Annotated in this window: 18 protein-coding genes and 3 tRNA genes; 3 read left to right on the top strand and 18 right to left on the bottom strand. The window is 62.6% G+C overall.

The genetic code is table 11. From position 1 onward, the window contains the following. Window positions 1–33 precede the first annotated feature (33 nt). The 5 genes from ABD687_RS04690 to ABD687_RS04670 form a co-directional block, all read right to left on the bottom strand. Window positions 34–1,875, bottom strand: a complete 1,842-nt coding sequence (locus ABD687_RS04690) for an ABC transporter substrate-binding protein (RefSeq protein WP_302265822.1) — start codon at window positions 1,873–1,875, stop codon at window positions 34–36. Window positions 1,876–2,008: 133 nt separating this feature from the next. Beyond that, window positions 2,009–2,090, bottom strand: a tRNA-Leu gene (locus ABD687_RS04685). Window positions 2,091–2,180: 90 nt separating this feature from the next. Further along, window positions 2,181–2,678, bottom strand: a complete 498-nt coding sequence (bcp, locus tag ABD687_RS04680) for a thioredoxin-dependent thiol peroxidase (protein ID WP_264269383.1) — start codon at window positions 2,676–2,678, stop codon at window positions 2,181–2,183. Window positions 2,679–3,020: 342 nt separating this feature from the next. After that, window positions 3,021–3,093, bottom strand: a tRNA-Lys gene (locus tag ABD687_RS04675). A 656-nt stretch (window positions 3,094–3,749) separates the two neighbouring features. Then, window positions 3,750–3,822 (bottom strand) — tRNA-Lys (locus ABD687_RS04670). 244 nt (window positions 3,823–4,066) lie between these two features. Between ABD687_RS04670 and ABD687_RS04665 the strand changes: the two genes are divergently transcribed. Next, a complete protein-coding gene (locus ABD687_RS04665) occupies window positions 4,067–5,005 on the top strand; it encodes a 2-hydroxyacid dehydrogenase (RefSeq protein ID WP_302265824.1) in 939 nt (312 codons plus the stop codon). Window positions 5,006–5,222: 217 nt separating this feature from the next. Next, complete coding sequence (locus ABD687_RS04660) at window positions 5,223–7,340, top strand: catalase (RefSeq protein ID WP_310293157.1); 2,118 nt, start codon at window positions 5,223–5,225, stop codon at window positions 7,338–7,340. Window positions 7,341–7,408: 68 nt separating this feature from the next. Here the strand turns inward: ABD687_RS04660 and ABD687_RS04655 are convergent, their stop codons facing one another. Further along, the gene (locus tag ABD687_RS04655; RefSeq protein WP_310293159.1) at window positions 7,409–7,867 is read right to left on the bottom strand and encodes a GNAT family N-acetyltransferase; all 459 of its coding nucleotides are present in this window, start codon (window positions 7,865–7,867) and stop codon (window positions 7,409–7,411) included. Window positions 7,868–8,430: 563 nt separating this feature from the next. After that, entirely contained in the window at window positions 8,431–8,847 is a 417-nt protein-coding gene (locus ABD687_RS04650; protein WP_264269387.1) for a CBS domain-containing protein, read from the bottom strand. A 477-nt stretch (window positions 8,848–9,324) separates the two neighbouring features. Between ABD687_RS04650 and ABD687_RS04645 the strand changes: the two genes are divergently transcribed. Continuing rightward, window positions 9,325–11,751, top strand: coding sequence for an ATP-dependent DNA ligase (locus ABD687_RS04645; protein WP_310293161.1), 2,427 nt, complete (start codon window positions 9,325–9,327; stop codon window positions 11,749–11,751). Window positions 11,752–11,770: 19 nt separating this feature from the next. Here ABD687_RS04645 and ABD687_RS04640 read toward each other — a convergent pair whose 3' ends face one another. The 11 genes from ABD687_RS04640 to ABD687_RS04590 form a co-directional block, all read right to left on the bottom strand. Then, window positions 11,771–12,688, bottom strand: coding sequence for a carbohydrate ABC transporter permease (locus tag ABD687_RS04640; RefSeq protein ID WP_310293163.1), 918 nt, complete (start codon window positions 12,686–12,688; stop codon window positions 11,771–11,773). Beyond that, window positions 12,681–13,550, bottom strand: coding sequence for a carbohydrate ABC transporter permease (locus ABD687_RS04635; protein WP_310293540.1), 870 nt, complete (start codon window positions 13,548–13,550; stop codon window positions 12,681–12,683). The genes ABD687_RS04640 and ABD687_RS04635 overlap by 8 nt, the downstream gene beginning before the upstream one ends. A 71-nt stretch (window positions 13,551–13,621) precedes the next feature. Continuing rightward, window positions 13,622–14,686 (bottom strand): type 2 periplasmic-binding domain-containing protein, encoded by a 1,065-nt coding sequence (locus ABD687_RS04630; RefSeq protein WP_344760965.1) that lies wholly within the window; start codon window positions 14,684–14,686, stop codon window positions 13,622–13,624. Window positions 14,687–14,737: 51 nt separating this feature from the next. Next, window positions 14,738–15,004: a hypothetical protein gene (locus tag ABD687_RS04625; protein WP_344760964.1), complete on the bottom strand. Its 267-nt coding sequence runs from the start codon at window positions 15,002–15,004 to the stop codon at window positions 14,738–14,740. Window positions 15,005–15,348: 344 nt separating this feature from the next. Next, entirely contained in the window at window positions 15,349–15,774 is a 426-nt protein-coding gene (locus ABD687_RS04620; RefSeq protein ID WP_310293166.1) for a hypothetical protein, read from the bottom strand. 64 nt (window positions 15,775–15,838) lie between these two features. Continuing rightward, a complete protein-coding gene (locus tag ABD687_RS04615) occupies window positions 15,839–16,180 on the bottom strand; it encodes a lipopolysaccharide assembly protein LapA domain-containing protein (RefSeq protein WP_264269392.1) in 342 nt (113 codons plus the stop codon). A 133-nt stretch (window positions 16,181–16,313) separates the two neighbouring features. After that, a complete protein-coding gene (locus ABD687_RS04610; RefSeq protein ID WP_310293169.1) occupies window positions 16,314–17,075 on the bottom strand; it encodes a glycosyltransferase family 2 protein in 762 nt (253 codons plus the stop codon). After that, entirely contained in the window at window positions 17,068–18,441 is a 1,374-nt protein-coding gene (locus ABD687_RS04605; RefSeq protein ID WP_310293171.1) for a PIG-L family deacetylase, read from the bottom strand. Before ABD687_RS04605 ends, ABD687_RS04610 begins: the two co-directional genes overlap by 8 nt. After that, a complete protein-coding gene (locus ABD687_RS04600; RefSeq protein WP_310293173.1) occupies window positions 18,435–19,574 on the bottom strand; it encodes an acyl-CoA dehydrogenase in 1,140 nt (379 codons plus the stop codon). Before ABD687_RS04600 ends, ABD687_RS04605 begins: the two co-directional genes overlap by 7 nt. Window positions 19,575–19,579: 5 nt before the next feature. Then, window positions 19,580–20,257, bottom strand: a complete 678-nt coding sequence (locus ABD687_RS04595; protein WP_310293174.1) for a DUF6766 family protein — start codon at window positions 20,255–20,257, stop codon at window positions 19,580–19,582. 315 nt (window positions 20,258–20,572) lie between these two features. Beyond that, the gene (locus ABD687_RS04590) at window positions 20,573–20,833 is read right to left on the bottom strand and encodes a GlsB/YeaQ/YmgE family stress response membrane protein (RefSeq protein WP_264269442.1); all 261 of its coding nucleotides are present in this window, start codon (window positions 20,831–20,833) and stop codon (window positions 20,573–20,575) included. Between the last annotated feature and the right edge of the window lie 150 nt (window positions 20,834–20,983).

Here is a 20,983-nt window from a genome sequence, read left to right as displayed (position 1 = left end):
GTCCAAGAAATTGGTCCCTTGACAGCGGGCTGATTAAGTGTTCATCCTCACATCGGTGAAGACTTCGTCCAAAACCGGGGACGAGGGGTAGTTCCTTACGGAATCGTTGAAGGCCAACGCGGAGATGGGGAAGGCCAGGGGAAGAGCTGGCAAGTCCTTGGCCAAGGTATTGGAAAGGTCCTGGTATGCGTTGATGCGCTGCTCTCCGGAGGGCATGGAACGAGCCAGCAGCACCTGCGCGGAAAGGACGGGGGAGTCGTAGCCGAATTGCTGCTTGTTGTCCGCAAAGAGTGCGCTCATGAAGTCATCCGGGTCCCGATAGCCGCCGTTGAAACCCAGCAGGTGAAGGCCAGGGGTGTCCCCGGAGCGGACCGCGGCGACATAGCCGTCGTTCCAGTCCATCGGCACCGGTGCGATCTTGATTCCGACCAGGGCCAACTGCCGTGAGATTTCTGCATAGATGAGTTCGGGCAGGGGCAGGTAGGCCCGGGAGATGTTCAAGGGGTACAGGAACGGGATGGGGCTTCCGTCGTAGTCGCAGGATTCGAGCAGGTCCTTGGCACGGTTGGAATCCGGGCCGTAGTACGTGTCCGAGGTCTTGATCCCCAGCGAAGCGGGCAAAAAGCCCCGGGCTTCCTTGGTGCCGGAGATGTAGAACTGTTCAATGATCTTTTGCCTGTCGATTCCGTGGGCAATCGCCTGGCGGAATTCCTCCTTGGCCAACCATTTGTTTTTCTGGTTCATCCCCAAATAGGTCACGGAGTACGGGTCTCGCTGCACGATGAGCTTGCCCTCGCGCACCAATTCGCGCAACCCCGTTACCGCGACCAGGTCGAAGCCGTCGATCTCGCCGCGGTCCAAGGCACCCAGGCGCCCGGAGGGCGTACGGATTTCACGGAAGACGACCAGGGTGGGAGCGGTGGCGTTGGCTTCCACGGCGGCGGCATCCCAGTATTCGGGGAAGCTGCGTAAGGTCACCGCCCCGTCCTTCCAAGATACGAACTTGTACGGCCCGGTGCCTACCGGCTGGGTTGACAGGTAGGACACCTGGTCGTTCGATGTCGCGGGGGTGGCAAGCGCCTTGGGCGAGGCCAAGGCCAGGCCGGGCAGCGTCAACGCCTCGATGAGTCCGGAGATCGGCTGGCGCAGGGTCAGCACCACGGTGTGGGTGTCTGCGGCCTTGATGGATCCGAAGTAGCTGGCGGTGCCACCGACGCTGGTCCCCACGAACGGATTTGCCCTGAGCTGTTCACGGAGCGAAGTCAGCAACGCCGTCTGCGCCGCGTGCTCAACGAGCTTTTGGGGGTCAACGGATTCGTTGCCGTCCTCGTTCGCGGTTGCCTTGGGTTCGGGGATGGACTTGGGAAGCACCGGGAGCTGCTCGTTGTGGCGGAAAACTTGGGTGAAGCCCTGGTCCGAGTTGGCGCGCACCTCTATCGGCAGCGCTATCCAGTGTTCGAAATTGGTGACCACGGCCTGCGCATCGAAGTCCGTGCCGTCGTGGAACTTGACTCCGCGGCGCAAGATGAAGGTGTATTGCAGTCGGTCCGGACTCACGATCCAGTCGGTGGCGAGCAGCGGGATCGGCGCCCCGGTTTCGCGGTCCACCCCGATGAGGCCCTCGTAGATCTGGCGCGTGATGCGAAAGGTCTCATTGTCCCCGGAGATTGCGGGGTCCAGTCCTGCCGGGTCGGCGGCGGAACCAAAGTGAAAAGTACGGATCGCCGGTTCGGCGCTGCCGGTCGGACTGGAAGGTGCCGTGGTGTCCTTGGAATTGCAGCCGGTTAGGACCAGCGCCGTGAGACCCAGACCGCCGGCAAGGAAGGTTCGGCGCGTGGCCCTGGGTCGATCCGGGCTGTGCGGCTGGTCTGGCACCAAGACTCCTCGTCAGTGTTTTGGGCTCCAAATGATGGCGGCCGCTGCTCAATGTTAAAGCGCAGGGCCCCCGGCAGTATCCGGGGGCCCTGCGTGGTGCCGTAGGTATCAGACGATACATATGGCGTTTGTGTGCGAGCGGGGGGACTTGAACCCCCACGTCCGAAGACACTGGAACCTAAATCCAGCGCGTCTACCAATTCCGCCACGCTCGCAAGGCAGCGAACCGCTTTCGAAGTTCGGCAGAAATCAGTCTAGCGGAGAATTTTGGCCCGATTTGTGGCTTTTGGGCTGTGGGCGAAACTTTATTTTGGATCGAGACCCAAATCACGACGCAACTTTGCGACGTGTCCGGTGGCCCTCACGTTGTACTGTGCCAATTCGACGTTCCCTTGCTCATCCACTACGACGGTGGATCGGATCAGGCCCTCGTAGGTGCGGCCGTAATTCTTCTTTTCACCCCAGGCGCCATAGGCGGCCGCAACGGCGTGGTCCTCGTCGGCCAGCAGCGGGAAGGTCAGTTCTTCCTTGGCGGTGAACTTGGCCAGCTTGGCCGGCGCGTCGGGGGAGATGCCCACGACTTGGTAGCCGGCCGCCGTCAGCGACTCGAGGGAATCGCGGAAGTCGCAGGCCTGCTTGGTGCAGCCCGGGGTGGAAGCCGCCGGGTAGAAGTACACGATCGTCTTCTTCCCGCGTAGGGAGGAAAGGGCGAGTTCCTGGCCCCGGGCATCGGGCAGGGTGAAGTCCGGCGCGGTGTCTCCGGCGGAGAGGCGGGCGGCTTCGGTGGTGGCGTTATCACTCATGAATATGGGTACTCCCTGGGTATGGTGGATTCGGCGTGAGCAGTTGAATACAGCGGCGAATCGAATCTTCGGTGAGGGTCTACCCATGAGCCTATCGAATATGTGACCGGACGGTGTTGTCGCAGGGATGGGGTGGTCTGCGGATTTCGGGGGATCCCAAGCGGCAAGGGTCCATAGCGCTGTGGCATCCGACAGCGGAGGCTCGCGATCTGCAGGTATGACCGCACGCAATGGCGGATGCCGGGGCAAGGGAACGGGCCGAGAGTCGATTCGCGATGGGCTGGGAGCGCTGAGAAAAACGAAAGACCCGATCTGTCGAAACAGATCGGGTCTTTCTCACCGTGCACCCCTCGGGACTTGAACCCGAAACCCATTGATTAAGAGTCAATTGCTCTGCCAATTGAGCTAGAGGTGCTGAGTCGCTCTGGTCAGCGCTCCATGCGGAGCCCGTCCTTGCGACGCAGATAATCATAACCAGAAAACACCCAGGAAATAAAATCGGCGAGGAGGGTCTGGGCGGTGAGGCAAAAATGCCGATAACTCGGGGATTTGCGGGGTTGTTGGCCCGGAATTGCCCGGAGTTTCGGATCGGAATTCCCGGAATTCGATGTGTGATTGCGCGCACACCGTCTAGGGCTATCGGGTCCAGCGGTTCCGGGGCCCGGACTCCCCGATCCTTGACAGGTGTGTCCCGGGGTGTCTCCGGGATGAAATATCACCACACCGCCGATGTAGGTGTCGTATCCAGGCCACCGCCCTGCGCGGTGGATCCGGGGGCGGATGCCGTCGACGGGCGGCCGGGATCCGGGGCCCTGCATGTCCATCCGCAGTTGAGCGCTGGGTGCCCAAATTCATGGCTGAATGTTTTCAGCGTGACTGTTGAATTCTGTGAGACCCGGAACGCCATAGGCTATCGCTCCGCTTTCCGGACAGTGCACCGTTGCGCGAAACTCGCGGTGGCCGGAGTTTGCGGCGTGCCGGCCGGTGGGGATGCCGCATGGCGGCAAGCTCACTTCCTGTCGGAAAAGCGGAAGGTCCGGTTCGCTTTAGCAAACCGGACCTTCCTGTATGTGCACCCCTCGGGACTTGAACCCGAAACCCATTGATTAAGAGTCAATTGCTCTGCCAATTGAGCTAGAGGTGCGACTGTTGTTTCGCTGGAAGTTCGTGGCTCCCGCGCTCTGCAACGACATGAAACTCTACCAGCTTGCGGGCGGAAAGCAAACCGAATCGATCCTTTGGGATCGAGGTCACAAATATTACCTTGAGTAGGGTCGTTGGACTGTTTCGATGTCGCGGGGGAGGCACGTCGTGTGTGTGTCCATCCTTTACGACGCTGAGCGTTATGCCCTTGGGGCGGCGTACTGGGCCAACCTAGGCTAGGGCCTATGAAGCAAATCCACGTTGTGTCATTTCCCAATACCGAACTACTTGACGCCGTGGGCCCGTTGCCCGCAGGGATCAAGGCTGGCATCTGGGACATTGCCGGGGAACCGGTAGGGGTGGAGCTCGATGAGATCGACGTGGCCATCTTCCCGTACATGGCCAATATGTCGATGCTCAAGGGCATAGGGCGGGCCGGGAATCTCCAACTAGTTCAGACGCAGACCACCGGGTTCGACGGCGTGCACGAGTTGGTGGGTCCCGATGTCGCTGTCGCCACGGCAGCCGGAGTCCACGCCGCGGCAACCGCAGAGCTGGCCGTGGGGCTGGCCCTGGCTTCGCTGCGCGGTATTGGCGAGTCAGTGCGCGACCAGGCGGAGGGCCGCTGGAACCCCCGGCGCTGGCCGGGCCTGGCGGACCGCAGGGTCGCCATCGTGGGCGTCGGCGGCATCGGTGAGGAAATCCGCAAGCGGCTGGTGCCGTTCGAGGTCGAAATGAGCCGTTTCGGCACCCGCGCCCGCACCGATGCCCACGGCGAGGTCCTGGCGATCGATGACCTGCTGGAGTATGCCAAGGACATCGAGGTGCTGATCCTGATCGTGCCCCACAACCCGGGCACCCACCACCTGGTGGACGCCGAGTTGTTGGCCGCCCTGCCCGACGACGCGGTGATCGTGAATGTGGCCCGCGGCCCGGTTGTCGACACCGATGCACTCGTCGCGGAATTGAGCACGGGCCGGCTGCGCTGCGCCTCCGATGTCTTTGATCCCGAACCCTTGCCTGGGGACCACCCGATCTGGAGCTTGCCCAACGCCTTGATTGTTCCCCACAACGGCGGCAACACCGAGGCCTTTCTTCCGCGCATGACGGCACTGCTGAAGCGCCAGTTGGTCGCCTGGGCCAACGGAACCGAACCGGAGAACTTGGTCCGTAAACCGGAATAGGCGAAAAGGCCGGGCATGGCCGAAGAATGCCCGCAGCAGAGACCGACACTGTGCCAGGCGCACTTTCCTTGACGTGCCCCGGGGACCCGGGCCTACGGTGGAGGTGGCGGCGCCTGCGAGATGAGCCACCTCCACGCAAACATGCGAAACGCCGCCGGAAGTCAACATTCCATCGCACGCGCCCCACTGCGGGCACGGAACGAAAGCGGGTTCTGACATGTCCACTCCAACTCCTGAAGCGTCGGGCGAATCCGGTCCGAAGCAAAGCGCCCGGCCCACCCATCCGCAGGGAACCGCGTTGACCACCAGCCAAGGGACACCACTGCGGGATACCGACCACTCGCTGAAGGCCGGTCCGCGTGGCCCGATCCTGCTGCAGGATCACCACCTGCGGGAAAAGATCACGCACTTCGACCATGAACGGATCCCCGAGCGCGTGGTCCACGCCCGCGGCGCCGGGGCCCACGGCCGGTTCATCAGCTACGGCACCGGCTCGCGGATCTGCAGTGCCGGGTTCCTGGCCGAGGGCGTGGAAACCCCGGTGTTTGTCAGGTTCTCCACCGTCGCCGGATCGCGAGGATCGGCCGACACCGTCCGAGACACCCGCGGTTTCGCCACCAAGTTCTACACCGAGGAGGGCGTGTTCGATCTGGTGGGGAACAACATTCCGGTGTTCTTCATCCAGGACGGCATCAAATTCCCCGATGTCGTGCACTCCGTGAAGCCGCACCCGGACCTGGAGATACCCCAGGCGCAGTCCGCCCACGACACTTTCTGGGATTTCGTTTCCGAACACACCCAGGCCCAGGCCCACACGATGTGGTTCATGAGTGACAGGGGCATCCCGCGGTCCTACCGCATGATGGAGGGATTCGGAGTCCACACCTTCAAGATGGTCGCCCCGGACGGGACGACCTCCCTGGTGAAGTTCCACTGGAAGCCGCGGCTTGGCGTGCACTCCCTGGTGTGGGAGGAGGCTTTGCTGGCCAATGGCGCCGATCCCGACTTCCACCGCCGCGACCTCGCCGAGGCCATCAAGGCAGGCGCATTCCCGGAATGGGAACTGGGCGTGCAGGTCTTCGAAGACAACGAGGAACAGATGTTCGAGGGCATCGACCTGCTGGATCCCACCAAGTTCGTTCCCGAGGAGCTTGCTCCTGTCCAATTGATCGGCAAGATGGTCCTGGACCGGAATCCTGCCAACTACTTCGCCGAGACCGAGCAGGTCGCCTTCCACCCCGGGCACCTGGTGCCGGGCATCGACGTCACCAACGACCCGCTGCTCCAGGTGCGGCTCTTCTCCTACATCGATACCCAGATCACGCGGCTGGGCGGGCCGAACTTTTCGCAGTTGCCCATCAACCTGCCACACGCGCCGGTCAATGACATGCTGCGCGATGGCATGCACCAGACGTACGTGCACGAAGGCATCGCGCCCTATCATCCCAATTCGCTGGACGGCGGCTGCCCCTTCATGGCCGGGGAGGGGGACAATATCCGTCCGCCATTCATCGACGTTCCCGAGCATGTCGCCGAAGCACTCAAGGAACGTGGCAACCCGGTGTCGTTCGAGGACCACTTCAGCCAAGTGACGATGTTCTACCGTTCACTGGACACACAGGAACAACTGCACGTCCAACAGGCCTACTCGTTTGAACTGGGCAAGTGCGCCAGCGAACAGGTCCGCAAACGCCAACTGCAGGCCTTGGCCAACATCGATGCCGGGCTGTGCGCCGCTGTTGCACATGAACTTGGCCTGCCGGCCCCCGAGGCGGACACCGAAGTGCCGGAATCCGAGCTCTGCCCTTCGGTCTCGCAAATGGGTGGGATGTGGCCGATCGATGGCAGGGTGCTGGGCATCGTGGCAAGTCATTCCACCCCGGCGAAAGCCATTGAGTTGCTGGTGGCCAACGCCAACCTGCGGGGCCTGAAGCCACTGCTGCTGGCACCCACCGGTGGCAGCCTCGCGGACGGTTCCCCCGTGGACCGTACGCTACTCACGGCGCGGTCCATCGAGTTCGACGCCATAGTGGTCGCAGCGGCGTTGTCCCCGGCACCGGATTCCAGGGTCGATCTTGACGCCAAGGCAGGGGTCATCCGTCCCCCGGGCGCCGAAGAGCTGGACCCGCGATTGGTGTTGCTGCTACAAGAGGCATACAGGCAAGGCAAGGCCATCGTGACGGTGGAGCAGGACGAGGGCTTCTTTGAGGACATCGGATTGCCCGCCATGGGCCCCGGGTTGGTGAAGGCGACCATCGAATCAGCGATCCAGGACACAGCAACCCTGTTGGCCTCGCACCGGGTCTGGGAGCGGTTCGACATCCCGACGTCCTAGGCGGAGGCAAACAACGGCGGGCGCGGAAGAAGGTTTCCGCACCCGCCGTTGTTTGCCGGGACTTGGTCTCAGGTCCCGCTCAGGCGTGGTTGTGCCTGCCGGGAGCCCGTATATGAAGGCTCGAGGCCGACCGGCGTGGCCGCGCGTGCATGGGCAGCGGTGCTGCGCCGTTTCGGGGAACCGGTGTAGCGGACCTTGTCCATCGGTCTGAGCGCGGCCGTCTGCGCTGAAAGGAAACGATCCTGCCAGGCCTCCGGAACGATGCGCCGGTAGTGAGGATGATCGGCTATGAAGAGCCGCATGGCCGGGCAGAACGGCATGACCGCCAGGCGCCGGCGGTGTGCATCATCCAGCACGTGGAGCAGCAGCTCCTCGATGATTTCCGCCGACTTGTACCGGCGCTTGAGTTGGGTGTAGTGCAGCCAAAGTTCGTCGCCTTGCATGCTGTATTGGACGAAGCCGGCCAAATCCCCCAACTCATAGAGCTGGTATCGGAGCAATTCCTGGTTGTTCTCAATGACCCTCATCGCGCCAACCTGCGCTCTGCAGTCAGGGGGCTGCGGGCGTGCCCGCCCGTGCCTGGTCCATGCGGAGAACTGGAGGGGAGGAATCGTACTGCGGGTTCACACGGCGATATGCCAACGGGCAGGTTCATGGAGTGCTCCATTTTCGAAGGATCCACGGCCCACTGCTGAACCACTTTTAGGTTACAAAGAAGTGCCGATGAAGGCAATACCGCGAAAGTTTCGTATCGTTCGTTGAATCATCGGCGTTTGTTTCGCTCAATTCCTGCCCTCGCGACGGCATGGGTGGAGTCCGGTGCCCGTGTGCAAACACGGGCACCGAGCCGTTAGCCGCCGGACCGAGAGCATTGCCGCGTCCATGCGTTGGGACGCAGGCTTGATGAAGAACGGAGCACGCAAGGGAACCCTGGAGTATTCGCGGATGAGACGGACCGCGTTGCCGGCACGCCGCCCGATACCCCGGGGGGCGTGCCGTTGAGCAGGTCGAAACACCGCGCGGCCCGCAGGGAAATCCTGCGGGCGCAACCCAACGGATGTTGGTGGGGCCGGCCTATTTTGGCTGGCGCTCAGTCGAGCGAGATGAACTTGACGAGATCGCCGACCCTGTCTTCGGGGTAGTTCTTGGCAATGTCGGCTTGGCTGAGCATTCCGACCAGTTCATGTCCGTCGATAACGGGAAGTCTCCTGACCTGGTGGGACTGCATGGTGGAGATGGCTTCCTCAATGCTGTCGTCGGCACCGATGGTCACTGGCTTGCCCTCGCCGAGTTCTCCGGCTCGGGTAGTGCGCGGGTCTCCGCCCTGGGCCACGCATTTGGTGACAATGTCCCTGTCGGAAATGATCCCCTTCAACCGGTTGTCCTCCCCACAAATCGGCAATGATCCGACATCGAGTTGAAGCATCTTGCGTGCTGCTTCTTCCAGCGTTTCGTTTTCCCCGATGCATTCGGCCGAGCCTGTCATGATTTCTCGTGCGGTTGCCATTGTTCCTCCTACGTGTTTGATTCCGTGTGTTGGTGATTGGGGCTGGCAACGGGGGAGTATCCCCTTTGTTGCCTTCGAGGGCTCGGCGCGGATCAATGGTTCAAGCACCCACCGGATTGTGCATCTTCACCAAGTCACCGGCAACCTTTGCGGAGTTCATGCTTCGTTCGCGCAAGGCCGCCGCAGCTTGCCGGACAAGCCGCCGCGACCCGGAAAGGTGGCGGATTGATGTGGTGGGTGGCTGGGCCAGAGACGAACCAACCCTCGGTGACCGGCCTGGCGGTGCCTGAGTACGACCGGTGTTCAACAGTTTCAACGCTACGCAGCACAGCGCGGCCATGTCTAGGGAATTGCACCCTGTCGACCGGCAAATGGCTATGGCTTGCCGCGAGGGGGAAACTTGCTTTGCCGGGGTACAAAGGCTGGCCATCGGGTCAGGGTCACGGCACAGTTGAAGGCAAGGGAAAGGAATTGCCCATGGCAACGCGTGCCAAGGAACAGACTGTCTCGGTGGCGGGCAGGCGGCTAAAGGTCAGCAATCTGGACAAGGTGCTCTATCCGGAGACCGGGACCACGAAGGGCGAAGTCATGCAATACTTCGCGGATGTGGCCACCGTCTTGATTCCGCAGGCGGCGTGGCGGCCGGCAACGCGCAAGCGCTGGGTCGACGGAGTCGGGACCGGGGAGAGGCCGGGCAAGGTGTTCTTCCGCAAGGACCTGGAGGACTCTGCCCCCGAATGGACCCCGCGCGCCAACATCACCCACAAGGACCATGTGAACACCTACCCTATGGTCAACGAACCCGCGGTGCTGGCGTGGTTCGCGCAGTTGGCTGCCCTCGAGGTCCATGTTCCGCAGTGGCGCTTTGACGAACACTTGAAGCCGATGAATCCGGACCGGATGGTGTTGGACCTGGATCCGGGGCCCGGCGCGGGACTGGCCGAATGCGCCGAGGTCGCCTTCCTGTGCCGGGAACTGCTCGAGGGCATGGATCTGGTCGCCTACCCGGTGACGTCCGGGTCCAAGGGCATCCACCTCTATGCCGCACTGGATGGGAAACACACCTCCGAACAAGTCTCGCTGGTGGCCAAGGAACTGGCGTCCCAATTGCAGCGCGAGCACCCGGACCTGGTGGTCGCCGACATGAAGAAGTCCCTGCGCGAAGGCAAGGTGTTGCTGGACTGGAGCCAGAACAGCGTCGCCAAGACCACCATCTGTCCATACTCGCTGCGCGGCCGAACACATCCCACCGTGGCAGCACCGCGGACCTGGGACGAGATCGGTCAACCCAGGCTGGCCCAACTCGACTTCCATGAGGTCTTGGAGCGTGTGCAGGATTCCATCGATCCTCTCGCAGCGCTGGGCAAGATCCCCGTGGCCACCCCTGACCGACTTGCAGAATACCGATCCAAGCGCGACCCGGACCAAACCCCCGAGCCGGTTCCGGCGCCCGCACCCCACCCGGCGGGACCCGGAAGCAGCTCCACGTTTGTCATCCAGGAACACCACGCACGGGCCTTGCACTGGGATTTCAGGATTGAGCATTCTGGCGTGTTGGTCTCCTGGGCCGTGCCCAAGGGCCCGCCGCTGGAACCCAAGAAGAACCGGCTTGCTGTCATGACGGAGGACCACCCGCTTGACTACGCCGAGTTCGAGGGCGAGATCCCGCGCGGGCAATACGGCGCCGGGACCGTCAAGCTCTGGGACTCCGGGGACTGCGAGATCGAGAAATGGCGGGAGGACTCCGAAGTGATTGCCGTGCTTCATGGCCGCCCGGACGGGGGACTGGGAGGGGTGCCGCGGCGCTACGCGCTGATCAACACGCCGGGGATGGGGGATGCGAAGAACTGGCTGTTGCAGCTGATGAAGGAGCAGCCCACGTCGCAGAAACCACCCGCACCCGATTCGGAAGCCCACGACGATGTACCCGATGCCCGGTCCGCCTCCGTGCCGGGGCCAATGCTCGCCCAGGCAGGAACCGAGGAAGACATCGATGCGGACGGGGCGTGGGCGTTTGAAATGAAATGGGACGGGTACCGCGCACTGGCCACGGTTGACGGATCCACGGCGACCCTGCGCAGCCGCAATGGCCAAGCCCTGGAGGGACGTTACCCCGAACTGCAGGAAATAGCGGGGCTGGCCCCGGACGGGGCCGTGTTGGACGGGGAAATAGTTGCACTTGACGCAGCTGGCCGACCCAGTTTCGGGTTGCTGCAAAGCCGCAACTCCGGCAACGGTGGGAAGAGCGCCAAATCGGCGCCGGTGCACTTGATGCTGTTCGACGCCCTGCGTTTGCCGAGCGCCAAGACCGGGAAACTGGAAGACCTCACGGACCGGTCCTACGCCGAGCGGCGCAAGTTGTTGATCTCCCAGGTACGCACGGGCAAGCACGTGCACATCCCCGAGGCCCATGACGGTTCCCTGCAAGAGGCGTTGGAAACCAGCACGGAACTCGGATTGGAAGGAGTCGTGGCCAAGCGGCTCGATGGCCGGTACCGACCCGGAAAGCGCTCGGGGGACTGGATGAAAGTCAAACACGAGCGCCACCAGGAAGTCGTGGTCATTGGTTGGCGTCATGGGAAGGGAAACCGCGCAGACACGGTGGGATCCTTATTGCTGGCAGTTCCCAAGGGAGGCGAATTGCATTATGCCGGGCGGGTGGGCACCGGATTCACCGACCGCCAATTGGAAGCGGCCCGGACCAAGCTGGAGAAGCTGCGGCGCAAGACACCGGCGGCCAAGGACGTTCCGCCCGTCGACAGCCATGACGCGGTATGGGTGTCGCCCAAGCTCGTCGGCGAAGTGCGCTATGGCGAGACGACCGGCGGCGGTAGGCTGCGCCATCCGGTCTGGCGCGGCTGGCGCGAGGATAAGGACCCCGGCCAGGTGGTCTGGGAAGCTTGATCCTCAAGCCGTCACCGGGCTACCCTTTTACCCCGGTGGTGGCCACCCCTTCAATGAAGTGGCGCTGACCCACAAAGAACAGCACGATCATCGGCAGCGTGGTGATGACGCTGGCGGTCACAATGAGTTCCCAATGCCAGTTTCCGGCGAAACCGAACTGGTCCACCATGGCCTTGAGGCCGCGGGGGACCGTAAACGTATCGGAATCGCGCAGATAGATCAACGGCCGCATCAGGTCGGTCCAAGCCGCCTGGGCTTCAAAGAGCAGGGTTACGATCAGCGCCGGCTTGCACAAGGGCAGGGCAAAATGGCGGAATAGCTGCCAGTCGTTGGCGCCGTCGGTGCGCGCAGCCTCGAAGATCTGACGGGGAAGCCCCAGGAAGAACTGCCGCAGCAAGAAGATGTAGAACGCGGAGCCGAAGAGGTTCCCTGCCCACAGCGGGGTGAGCGTGCCGACCTGGCCCAGCGCGTTCCATATCAGGAAGGTCGGGATCAAGGTCACGGCACCGGGAAGCATCATGGTGGCAAGCACAAGAAAGAAGAGGGCGTTGCGTCCGCGGAAACGGTAGTACGCGAATCCCCACGCAACCATGGAACTGCTCAGCGTCACGGCTACGGCCGCAAGCACGGTGACCAGTACCGTGTTGCCCATCCAAAGTGCCAACGGCGCGGCATTCCAGATTTCCACGTAGTTTTGCAGTGTGGGGGACCGGGGTATCAGCCGGTTGTCGAAGACCTCCGATTGCGGCTTGAATGAGGCCGAGACCAGCCAAATCAGCGGATAGACGAACACCGCCGTCGCGGCAACCATCGTGGTCAGCAGTAGTATCCGTGCGCGTAGCCGACGTCTGCCGCGGACAGCCTGCGGCGGTGTGCCGGAGGGAACCGGTGCCACGGGCGCGTCCGGGACTTGCTTCAACGTTGGGATGCTAGCCACCGTCTTCTCCTTCGTAAAAAACGAGTTTGCGGCCCACCACGTACTGAACGGCGGTGATCACCATGATGATGCCGAACAACAGCCAAGCCATGGCGGAGGCAAAGCCCATGTTGAGGAATTCGAAAGCCTGCCGGAAAAGATAGATGACGTAAAAGAGCGCGGCATCGTTGCTGTAGGTTCCGTTTCCGGCACCGAAATACGCGGTGTAGGCCTCGGTAAAGGACTGCAGGGCAGCAATGGTGTTGACGATGACCAAGAAGAACAACGTCCCGGAGATCATCGGCACAGTGACGGTGATGAACCGGCGCCAGGCTCCGGCGCCGTCCACGAGCGCCGCGTCATACAGGTCGCGCGGCACGTTGTTGAGGGCGGCCAGGAGGATGATGGTTGACCCGCCCAGCGTCCACAGGCTCATCAAGACCAGCCCGGGCTTGATCCAGGTGCTGTCGGTGGTCCAGTCCGGCCCGGGGATCCCGAAAATCCCCAACACCGCGTTGACAAGTCCGTCATGCCCGTTGAAGAGCAATAGCAATAGGATGCCGACAGCGACCGGTGGCGTCATGTTCGGCAGGTAGAACGCGGTCCGGAAGAAGCCGGTGGCGCGCTGTGCCCGCATAAGCAGCATGGCCAGCATAAGCGAGATGCCCACATGGAGGGGAACGGAAAGCGCGGTATAGAAGAGTGTGTTGCGCAGTGAAAGTACAACACGGGGGTCCTCCGCCAACTCCCTGTAGTTCTCCAGGCCGATGTAGTTCGGGTCGCTGAGCACGTCGTAGTCGGTCAGCGATAGGTAGCCGCTGTAGAGGATCGGCCACAGGGTGAAAACCAGGAAACCCAGGATCCACGGCGAAATGAAAAGCATGGCATTTCGTGTCTGCCGTCTGTTGCGCGAACGCAACGTGTAGGTGCGGGCGGTGGCCACGATGGGACCTCCTAGCCTTCGCTGTCGGCAGAGCCGGCATTCTCCAGCGTCTGCCAAGCCTCATCGAGTGCACGTTGCGCTTCCTCCTGTGCGCGGCCCAGCGATTCGGCGGGAGTCGCCTCGCCATTGAGCACCCGATTCACCGCGTCAAGCCAAGCTTGCTTGAACTGCGCGTCCGCCGGGCTCGCCGGCAACGAGAACGAGGCATCATTTGCCTCGTAGGAAGCGGCAACGGCCTCCTTCCACGGGGAATCCAGGTCTGTGGACGAATCAACATACTTGGTCTTGATTTCCTCGTCGGCCTTCTGGTTGGCGGTGAAGAGCCCGGTGAACGGCTTCCCGTCTTTTTCGCGCTGCGTCGCCCGCGCCTCGGCGGCCGCGAGCCAGGAAGCGGTCTGCGTAATGGTCTTGATGTAACGGCAGGCGGCTTCCGGGTTCTTACCGGCTGCCGGGATGGCCCATGCCGAACCCGAGCCGAAGCTCAGCGGTTGGCCAGTGGTGGTCTTGAACGTAGCAAAAGCCATGGGGGCGTCCGGGGATACGTCGTTGAGAATGTTCACGTACCACTGTTCCATGGGCATCGCCCCCAGCACCGAGGTTGCATACTGGTTTTCCTTCCCGAAGAAGTCGGCCGAATCGCGGAACGCCTTGACCGACCCGAATCCACCCTGGTCAGCATAGATCCCCACTCCGAATTCCAGGGCCTGCACGACCTTGGGGTCATCAAGCTGTGCTGTCCGCCCGTCGGCGGAAATGAGGTCGGCACCATTGGCCTTGGCCCACAGGGGAAGGAACTCGGGAAGCTTGGAGTCAAAGCCAATGACGGAGGGCTTGGATCCTTCCTTTTTCATCAGCTTCTTATTCGCATCTGTCACCGCTTGCCAGTTTGAGCCGTCAACGTCCTCGGTCGCAAGGCCCTCCTGTTCGAGCAGTTCCCGGTTCGCCATCAGGATCTGGACCTGGTTGAATTCCGGGATGCCATAGACCTGGCCGTTGAAGGTTACCTGGGATACGGCCGGTGCGCGGAAATCACCAATAGCAATTGACTCGCCGGAGACGCACTGGTCCAAGGGCATGATGGCCTTGCGTGCGGCAAAAGTGCCTAACTGGTCGCGATTTGCGTAGATCTAATCAGGGGCATCCCCGGCTGCCACGGCGGAGAGGAACTGCTGGACGTCGAGTTCACCTTCAACAGCCTTGACGGTGGCCGGCTCGATGGCCGCTTCTGCAAGGTCCGCCCGGGTGCGGGCCACCTCATCCGCATCCGCGTTATAGCCCATGATGTTAAGTTCGCTCTCCAGCGGTGCGTCTGCGGTGAACTGGTTTTCACTGGGAGCTGCGGCATCGGGCTGGGACCCCGTGGCACACCCGGTCAGAACCAGGCCAAACGCCATCGCTGCGGCTCCGACTCGCCGTAGGTGTCCGAAGTTCTCCGTCCGGAGAGCCGGTTGACGTGAATCCGAAACTGACATGATCTCTCCTCGTAATGTCATTGGCCAGTGCGCGGTACGGGTGCGGTCTGAAGCCTTTTGTAAAAACATCGATCGCATAAGTGTCCGCCGCTAATGGATCTCACGGTAGGTGCACGTGCGGGGAGAGTCCATGTTTTCGCACACGGTGCCGGAATACTTCCAGGTTTCCGGGACGGCGAAGAGCCCCGGAACCCCCTGAACGCTCCCGCCAAGGGAGAGCAAGGGTGCTACCGGGGCTCTGTCGATAGGGTCGGCCGAGTCGGGGATTATTCCCCCAGATCGGGATCGATGCCCTCCGTCGTGTCGTCGACGTGCAACTTAACTGCTCCCAGATTGCGGTCGTGGGGTCCTGCGGCGCGGCGTAGCACGATCACGACGAGGATTCCGGTGACTGCCAAGGTGCCAAGGACCGCCAATAGCCGACCATGCCCGTTGTGCTTGCTGCCAGCCTTCCGTTGGGCCTTGCGCAAGGACTCTTCGACGGCTTTCCGGGCACGGCGGGCGGTCTTGCGGTTGCCGGTCACGGTGGCCACGACCTCCTCGGATGCCCGGGCCAGCCCGGCCGGGTCCATCCGGTCCACGGCGTGGCGCACGGAGGCCTCCAACTGGCTGGGATACTCCTGCTTTGCCTTCTCCGCCCAGTGCTTGAGCTGGGTCTGGATCGTTTTCATTTGTTTTTCGAGATCATGCATCGTTGGATCCTCTCTGACTGCTGACATGTGAAAATACGGTCGCCCACAACGGATGCGATTTTGGTCAGGCTTCCCGGCGCTTGGCCGCGGTACTTGCGCGGCTTCGCAACTGGATGATGCGTACCGCCGCGACAATGGCCACGACGACTGCCCCGCCCACGGCCGCAAGCAACATGGACACACCGAGGGCCATCTGCCCCTGGAATCCGAGGAAGTTGACGGTCGCCTGGGTCTGGTTCTGCATCATGAATATCACCAGGAGGATCAGCACCACGATGGCGACGATGGTGAATGTCCAGATAACCCCTGCACGTGTCGTCGCCGTGACGTTCTTGGTTGGCCGATGACGAATGGGTTTCCCGGACACGGAGTCCGGTTCGGCACGTTTCCCCGGGTTTTCAACCATTTGCTTCCCCATTTCTCGGTGCGGAGCCGAATTGAAGGAACTGCGGGAGGATGCCCTGAAGGCCGGGATCATGGGCCCCTGTGGCCAACATATGCGCATCACCACGAAGTGGCAAGGGGATTGCGGTGCTCCCTCAGGAACCGTGTTCTCCGGCATGCCCCACGTGGCGCTGCGCCAGGTTTCGAAGATATCCAGCGAAGCCGGACCCCACTCTTCCCTGCATTCGCCCGGAGGTGATTGCGTGGATTTTTCCGGTGGCCGTGACCCTGGCCCCGTTTTTGCGCAGCTTTTCAACCAACAGGACGTCCTCGGCCACCGGAACCGGATCAAACCCGCCCACCGCGCAATAGGCCGAGGCCCGGAAACCCAGGTTTGCCCCGTGGATGTGGCCATGGCCTTCTCCGCGGTCATGGTCTCGCGACCACAATGCAAAAAATGCCTGGTCAATGTCGGAACTGTCAGGCTCCACGGTGCCGGCGATAGCGTCTGACCCGGACTCTGCCAGCTTCACGGCGCGGGTCAACCAGTGCACCGGGACCCGGGTATCGGCATCCGTGCAGGCAATCCAGATGCGTTCGCGCGAATGACGCGCCGGGGTATCAGCTGCCAGGGATTCGAGGGCAAAATCTATTCCGGCGGCACGGGTGGCACCTACCACCCCGCATCCCACCGAGAGCACCGACAGACGCGGGTCGTTGGCAGCAAAGGATGCCGCAAGCGCTGGTGACGAATCCCGGCATTGGTCAAGGACCACCGTCAGCCGGAGCTCGAGCTCGGGCCTGGCACGGTTCAACCGGTCCATGGCCTTGCGCAGACGCAAGAGGCATGCGCCAAGCAATTCCTCCTCGTTGCGTACAGGCACCACAATGAGGATGGCCGAGAGTTTGTCATCCATTGTGCCCGCCTGGCTTTTCGAGGACCTCCAGCACAAAATCTGTTTCCCGGTGCAGCACCTTGGTCTTCAGGCCCAGACCTTGCGCGGCGGCATGCACCTGGGCGCCGTCCATCGGCCAGCCGCGCACCGGATGCAGCCAGTGGCACAGGAGCAGGTGCCCTCCTGCGGAAAGCGCTTCGAGGCAACGCGCGTACAAGAGGTCAAGTTCGTCGGCGGCCAGGAAATATCCGATTTCCGAGACCACGACCAGGTCCTGGGATCCGGGCTTCACATCGGGCCACTCGTGGGGCAGTACCGCGTGCCGGAGCACCACGTGGTTGAAGCCGGCCATGCGCTCGGCGGCTGATTCCAGGGCAACCCGGCTCGCATCCACGGCCAGCAGGGTGTCGGCACGTTGTGCAAGGTCCCGGCTCAACACCCCGATCGAACAGCCGAGCTCCATGACGGCGCCGTACCGGGACCGGGGAAGCGACGCGAGCGTGATCGCGCGCTTGCGTCGTTCGTAGGCGCTTCCCAAGTAGTCCCATGGATCGGGCCGATGCTCATATAGTCCGTCAAAGGTGGCGGATGCCGTGGCGGAATCCCGAAGTCCCGGGGGAGTGAATCGGAACGTTTCACCGGAGCGCTGGAAGTGTTGAATGAAGGTTTCCTGAAGCAGGGCAGCGTCCTGCGGTGCATCGGACAGCGGAGCCACTTGTGATCGGTGGGCTGCGGTGGCCCGTGCCTTGGCCCGCGTGGTGTCGACGTCCAGGTTCAGGGATCTCCAGTGCGCCCACTCGGGGTTCCGCTCCGGCGTGGCCCAGTGCCAGTACCAGATGGGGTATTCCAGCAGGCCGTGGCCCAGCTCCTCGGCGAGGCTTGCCGCCAGCGTACCGAGCGCGTCGTGGTCGGTATGGCCGTCGTGGCGGTACGGAGCCACCAGCATGACTCGGCCGTTTGCCGTGGCCTTCCTGATGGCTGATTCGACGTCCGGTTGGTGTTGAGCCAGCTGGCCGTCCGGCAGGCCCAGGGTTTCGAAGGTGAGGGTGCCGGCGCCGGGGGAGTGGGGAGTGAGCTCCCCGAGTGCCCGGGCCAGTTCGTCGACCCTGATGCCGGCGAGGCGTTCGGGCGAGTGGGTGGGCGAATCGGGATGGGAGGCCTCGCCGGCGGTGGCCACGATCACGTGGACTGCCGCTCCGGCGCGCAACGCCTGGTGGATCAGGCCTGCTGCGCCGAGGGTTTCGTCGTCCGGGTGCGCGGAGAGCACCACCAGTGGGCGTGACACCCCGGCAATGTCGTCCAAGACCAGCGCGGGCAACTTCGTCACACCGGCTTCCATCCAGAGGGTCTCTTCGGTGCCCGGGTCCAGATGGGTGAAGCTCACCATGGGCGCGAACCACCTTCCGCCGCTTGGGGGGCCTTCAACAGCAGCCCACCCAGTGCTGCGTCATCGCGGGAGGCGTGGTGTTGCCGGATATAGATTCCAAGATCGGCGACCCTTCGGGCGTGCTGGTGGTCAAAGCCCAGGGGACCGGGTCCCATGGCCTGTCCGGCAATGGCGATGATCCGTTCGCACAGCCCCGCCACCTGTCCACGCACCCGCTGGGCGGAAACTTCGTCGAGGCTTCCCTGGTCGGCCTCCTGCGTCGCGCGGTGAAGCATGGCGGCCCCGGAGGCCAGCATTCGGTCGGCTTCGCCAAGCCAAGCCAGGGCCAATTGGTCGGGTTCGCGAGACTGGGCGGAGCGGAAGAGGTCGCGGAAGATCCCGACTGCGCCGCCGAACCAGCAGGCGGCGACGCCGACGCCCCCGACGGCGAATCCGGGCCGGGCCAGGTACCAATCGGTGGGACCAATGGGAAAGGCGCGGGCACCGTTAAATTGCACTGCCTCGCTGTGGATCTTGTTCAGGCCGTGACTGGCCCAGTGACCATGGTGCGCGATCACGCCAGGCTGCTTCAGGTCCACCATGAAGGCTCGGCGCCCGCCGGGGACATGGGCCGTGACGACGGCACGGTCCAGTGTCGCGGCCAGCGAGCACCATGGCTTTTGTCCTTCCAGAACCCAGGGGCGTGACGGTTGTGCCGGGGCGGCGGCAACAAGCTTGGGCCGGCCCTCGGCGGCAAAGACTCCCCAGGTGCACCCGGCCGGCCAGGGGAGTCCCGCCTGCGCGAGGATTGCCGCGGCGTCCAGATGCGGCTCAACCGTTCGGGCGGCCGCGAGGTCGACGCTGGCCAGCGTGGCCAGGAACTCCCACAGGGCGACAGTTCGCCCTTGGCCCGGAGTGGGTGGCGACTCCGGGCAGGAGGCCAGTAGCCCGAGAATTGGCTCCGGATCGCCGGCGCACGTGCGAGCGGCATTGATGAGAGCAGGTGCCAGATTCCATTCCAGGTGCGAAGCCATGGCCGGTGTTGAGAAGGAGACGGCAACCGCAGATGCCTTCGGGCCCTTTGCTGCCCGGGACCGCTGTGCCGGTATTTCATGGTCGCTTCGGTGGCGTTCGGAAAGGCGTTGTTCAGCCAACGTTGTCATTCCCCTTCGGTGGCGGATTCGTCATGTGGGGTGCCCACAGGCTTGGACTCAGCCGAACCGCGCTGTCGCAGGTAGATGGAGAGGGAAACCATGCTTCCGACTGCGAGGAATTCGGATTGCCAGTTCTGCAGCGTCCGGTCCCAGAAATCGGCGCTTGTGGCGTATTCGATCCATCCGACTTCCGGCTGCCCATGGGACACCTGGTCAGCGTTGAAAACCACGGTTCCGGCGACTGACTGCAGCCACCATGAAAGCAGGAAGACCGTTCCCATGACCAAGAGCAGGGAATTGGAGTAGACGTGTCGCCGCCAGCCGTTGTCCTTTGCCCACTTGGGGGAATTGGGTTTGGCGAAACGGCCCACCATTTGGTTCTCGTCGCTGTCAAGTCCCTCATCGCCTGGCTTTTTGGATTCCGGGGACCCGCGCTGGACAAGCCACACGGTCGCCAGTATGAAGAGGAAAAACTGCAGGTACTCCGATTGCCAGTTTTCCGCGACGTCAACGACGAAATTGCTTGAGGTGACGAAGTCCCAGTACCCAACGGGGGAAGACCCATGAAGTGTTTGGTCGTCGTTGTACACCGCAAGCCCCGCAAAAGACTGACCTATGAGGGCGCCGATGAAAAGAATAGCGAAACCGATCCCGAGGGCTTGGTTTCTGATTGCCTTTGACACCAAATATCACCTCCCGGAAAAACTGACGATGGCCATCAATGTCAGCCCGCTAAGAATCATTCCAAGCCACAACGTAAATTGAGTCTTCATGACGCGAGCGTATGGCTTCTGGCGATCTGCGTAAAGGGAACAGCGCCCCGGCGTGGCGAACGCGGGCTTCGGCGAAGTCGGCTGAAATGACCGCCCCGGCGGGGAATCGCGGGATATCCCCAGCGGCAGAATGCCATCGCGGGGCCTTGGACTTGGCACAGGGACTCGGGATCATGAGGAAGGGGTTGCCCCGGCATTGGCCGAGGCAACCCCAATGTGCAGCGGTTAGGCTCTTTTGCGCGTCAGAAGGCCCCAAATGATCAGGACAAGCAACGCTCCGCCGATGGCCAGCAACCAAGTGGAGAGGGACCAGAATTCGTTGATCCCAACACCGAAGATTGCCGAACCGATCCAGCCGCCAAGAACGGCGCCGACGATTCCAAGAAGCAAGGTGGTGAGCCAGCCGCCACCTTGGTCACCCGGTTTAATTGCCTTTGCAATGGCTCCGGCAATCAGCCCTAGAACTATCCAACCAATGAAACCCATAACTTTTCTCCTTTTCGGATGAAGGTCCAGTTTCAGCATCATTGTGGCGATGCACTCTTTGACCCTACAACGAGGAAAGTGCAGATAGGAAGCTAAATGCAACCCCTGAAAATCGGAATCCCCGGATCGGTCGACGCTTGATCCGGGCAC

It is taken from the genome of Paeniglutamicibacter sulfureus (assembly GCF_039535115.1).
Classification (GTDB): Bacteria; Actinomycetota; Actinomycetes; order Actinomycetales; family Micrococcaceae; genus Paeniglutamicibacter; species Paeniglutamicibacter sulfureus.
This window is presented reverse-complemented; position numbering and strand designations above follow the sequence as displayed.

Excerpts from the sequence above, each read along its gene's own strand:
- bcp (WP_264269383.1), bottom strand. The coding sequence starts at position 2,678 with ATGAGTGATAACGCCACCACCGAAGCCGCCCGCCTCTCCGCCGGAGAC.
- ABD687_RS04665 (WP_302265824.1), top strand. The coding sequence starts at position 4,067 with ATGAAGCAAATCCACGTTGTGTCATTTCCCAATACCGAACTACTTGAC.
- ABD687_RS04660 (WP_310293157.1), top strand. The coding sequence starts at position 5,223 with ATGTCCACTCCAACTCCTGAAGCGTCGGGCGAATCCGGTCCGAAGCAA.
- ABD687_RS04655 (WP_310293159.1), bottom strand. The coding sequence starts at position 7,867 with ATGAGGGTCATTGAGAACAACCAGGAATTGCTCCGATACCAGCTCTAT.
- ABD687_RS04650 (WP_264269387.1), bottom strand. The coding sequence starts at position 8,847 with ATGGCAACCGCACGAGAAATCATGACAGGCTCGGCCGAATGCATCGGG.
- ABD687_RS04645 (WP_310293161.1), top strand. The coding sequence starts at position 9,325 with ATGGCAACGCGTGCCAAGGAACAGACTGTCTCGGTGGCGGGCAGGCGG.
- ABD687_RS04635 (WP_310293540.1), bottom strand. The coding sequence starts at position 13,550 with ATGCTTTTCATTTCGCCGTGGATCCTGGGTTTCCTGGTTTTCACCCTG.
- ABD687_RS04630 (WP_344760965.1), bottom strand. The coding sequence starts at position 14,686 with ATGCCCTTGGACCAGTGCGTCTCCGGCGAGTCAATTGCTATTGGTGAT.
- ABD687_RS04625 (WP_344760964.1), bottom strand. The coding sequence starts at position 15,004 with ATGGCGTTTGGCCTGGTTCTGACCGGGTGTGCCACGGGGTCCCAGCCC.
- ABD687_RS04620 (WP_310293166.1), bottom strand. The coding sequence starts at position 15,774 with ATGCATGATCTCGAAAAACAAATGAAAACGATCCAGACCCAGCTCAAG.
- ABD687_RS04615 (WP_264269392.1), bottom strand. The coding sequence starts at position 16,180 with ATGGTTGAAAACCCGGGGAAACGTGCCGAACCGGACTCCGTGTCCGGG.
- ABD687_RS04610 (WP_310293169.1), bottom strand. The coding sequence starts at position 17,075 with ATGGATGACAAACTCTCGGCCATCCTCATTGTGGTGCCTGTACGCAAC.
- ABD687_RS04605 (WP_310293171.1), bottom strand. The coding sequence starts at position 18,441 with ATGGTGAGCTTCACCCATCTGGACCCGGGCACCGAAGAGACCCTCTGG.
- ABD687_RS04590 (WP_264269442.1), bottom strand. The coding sequence starts at position 20,833 with ATGGGTTTCATTGGTTGGATAGTTCTAGGGCTGATTGCCGGAGCCATT.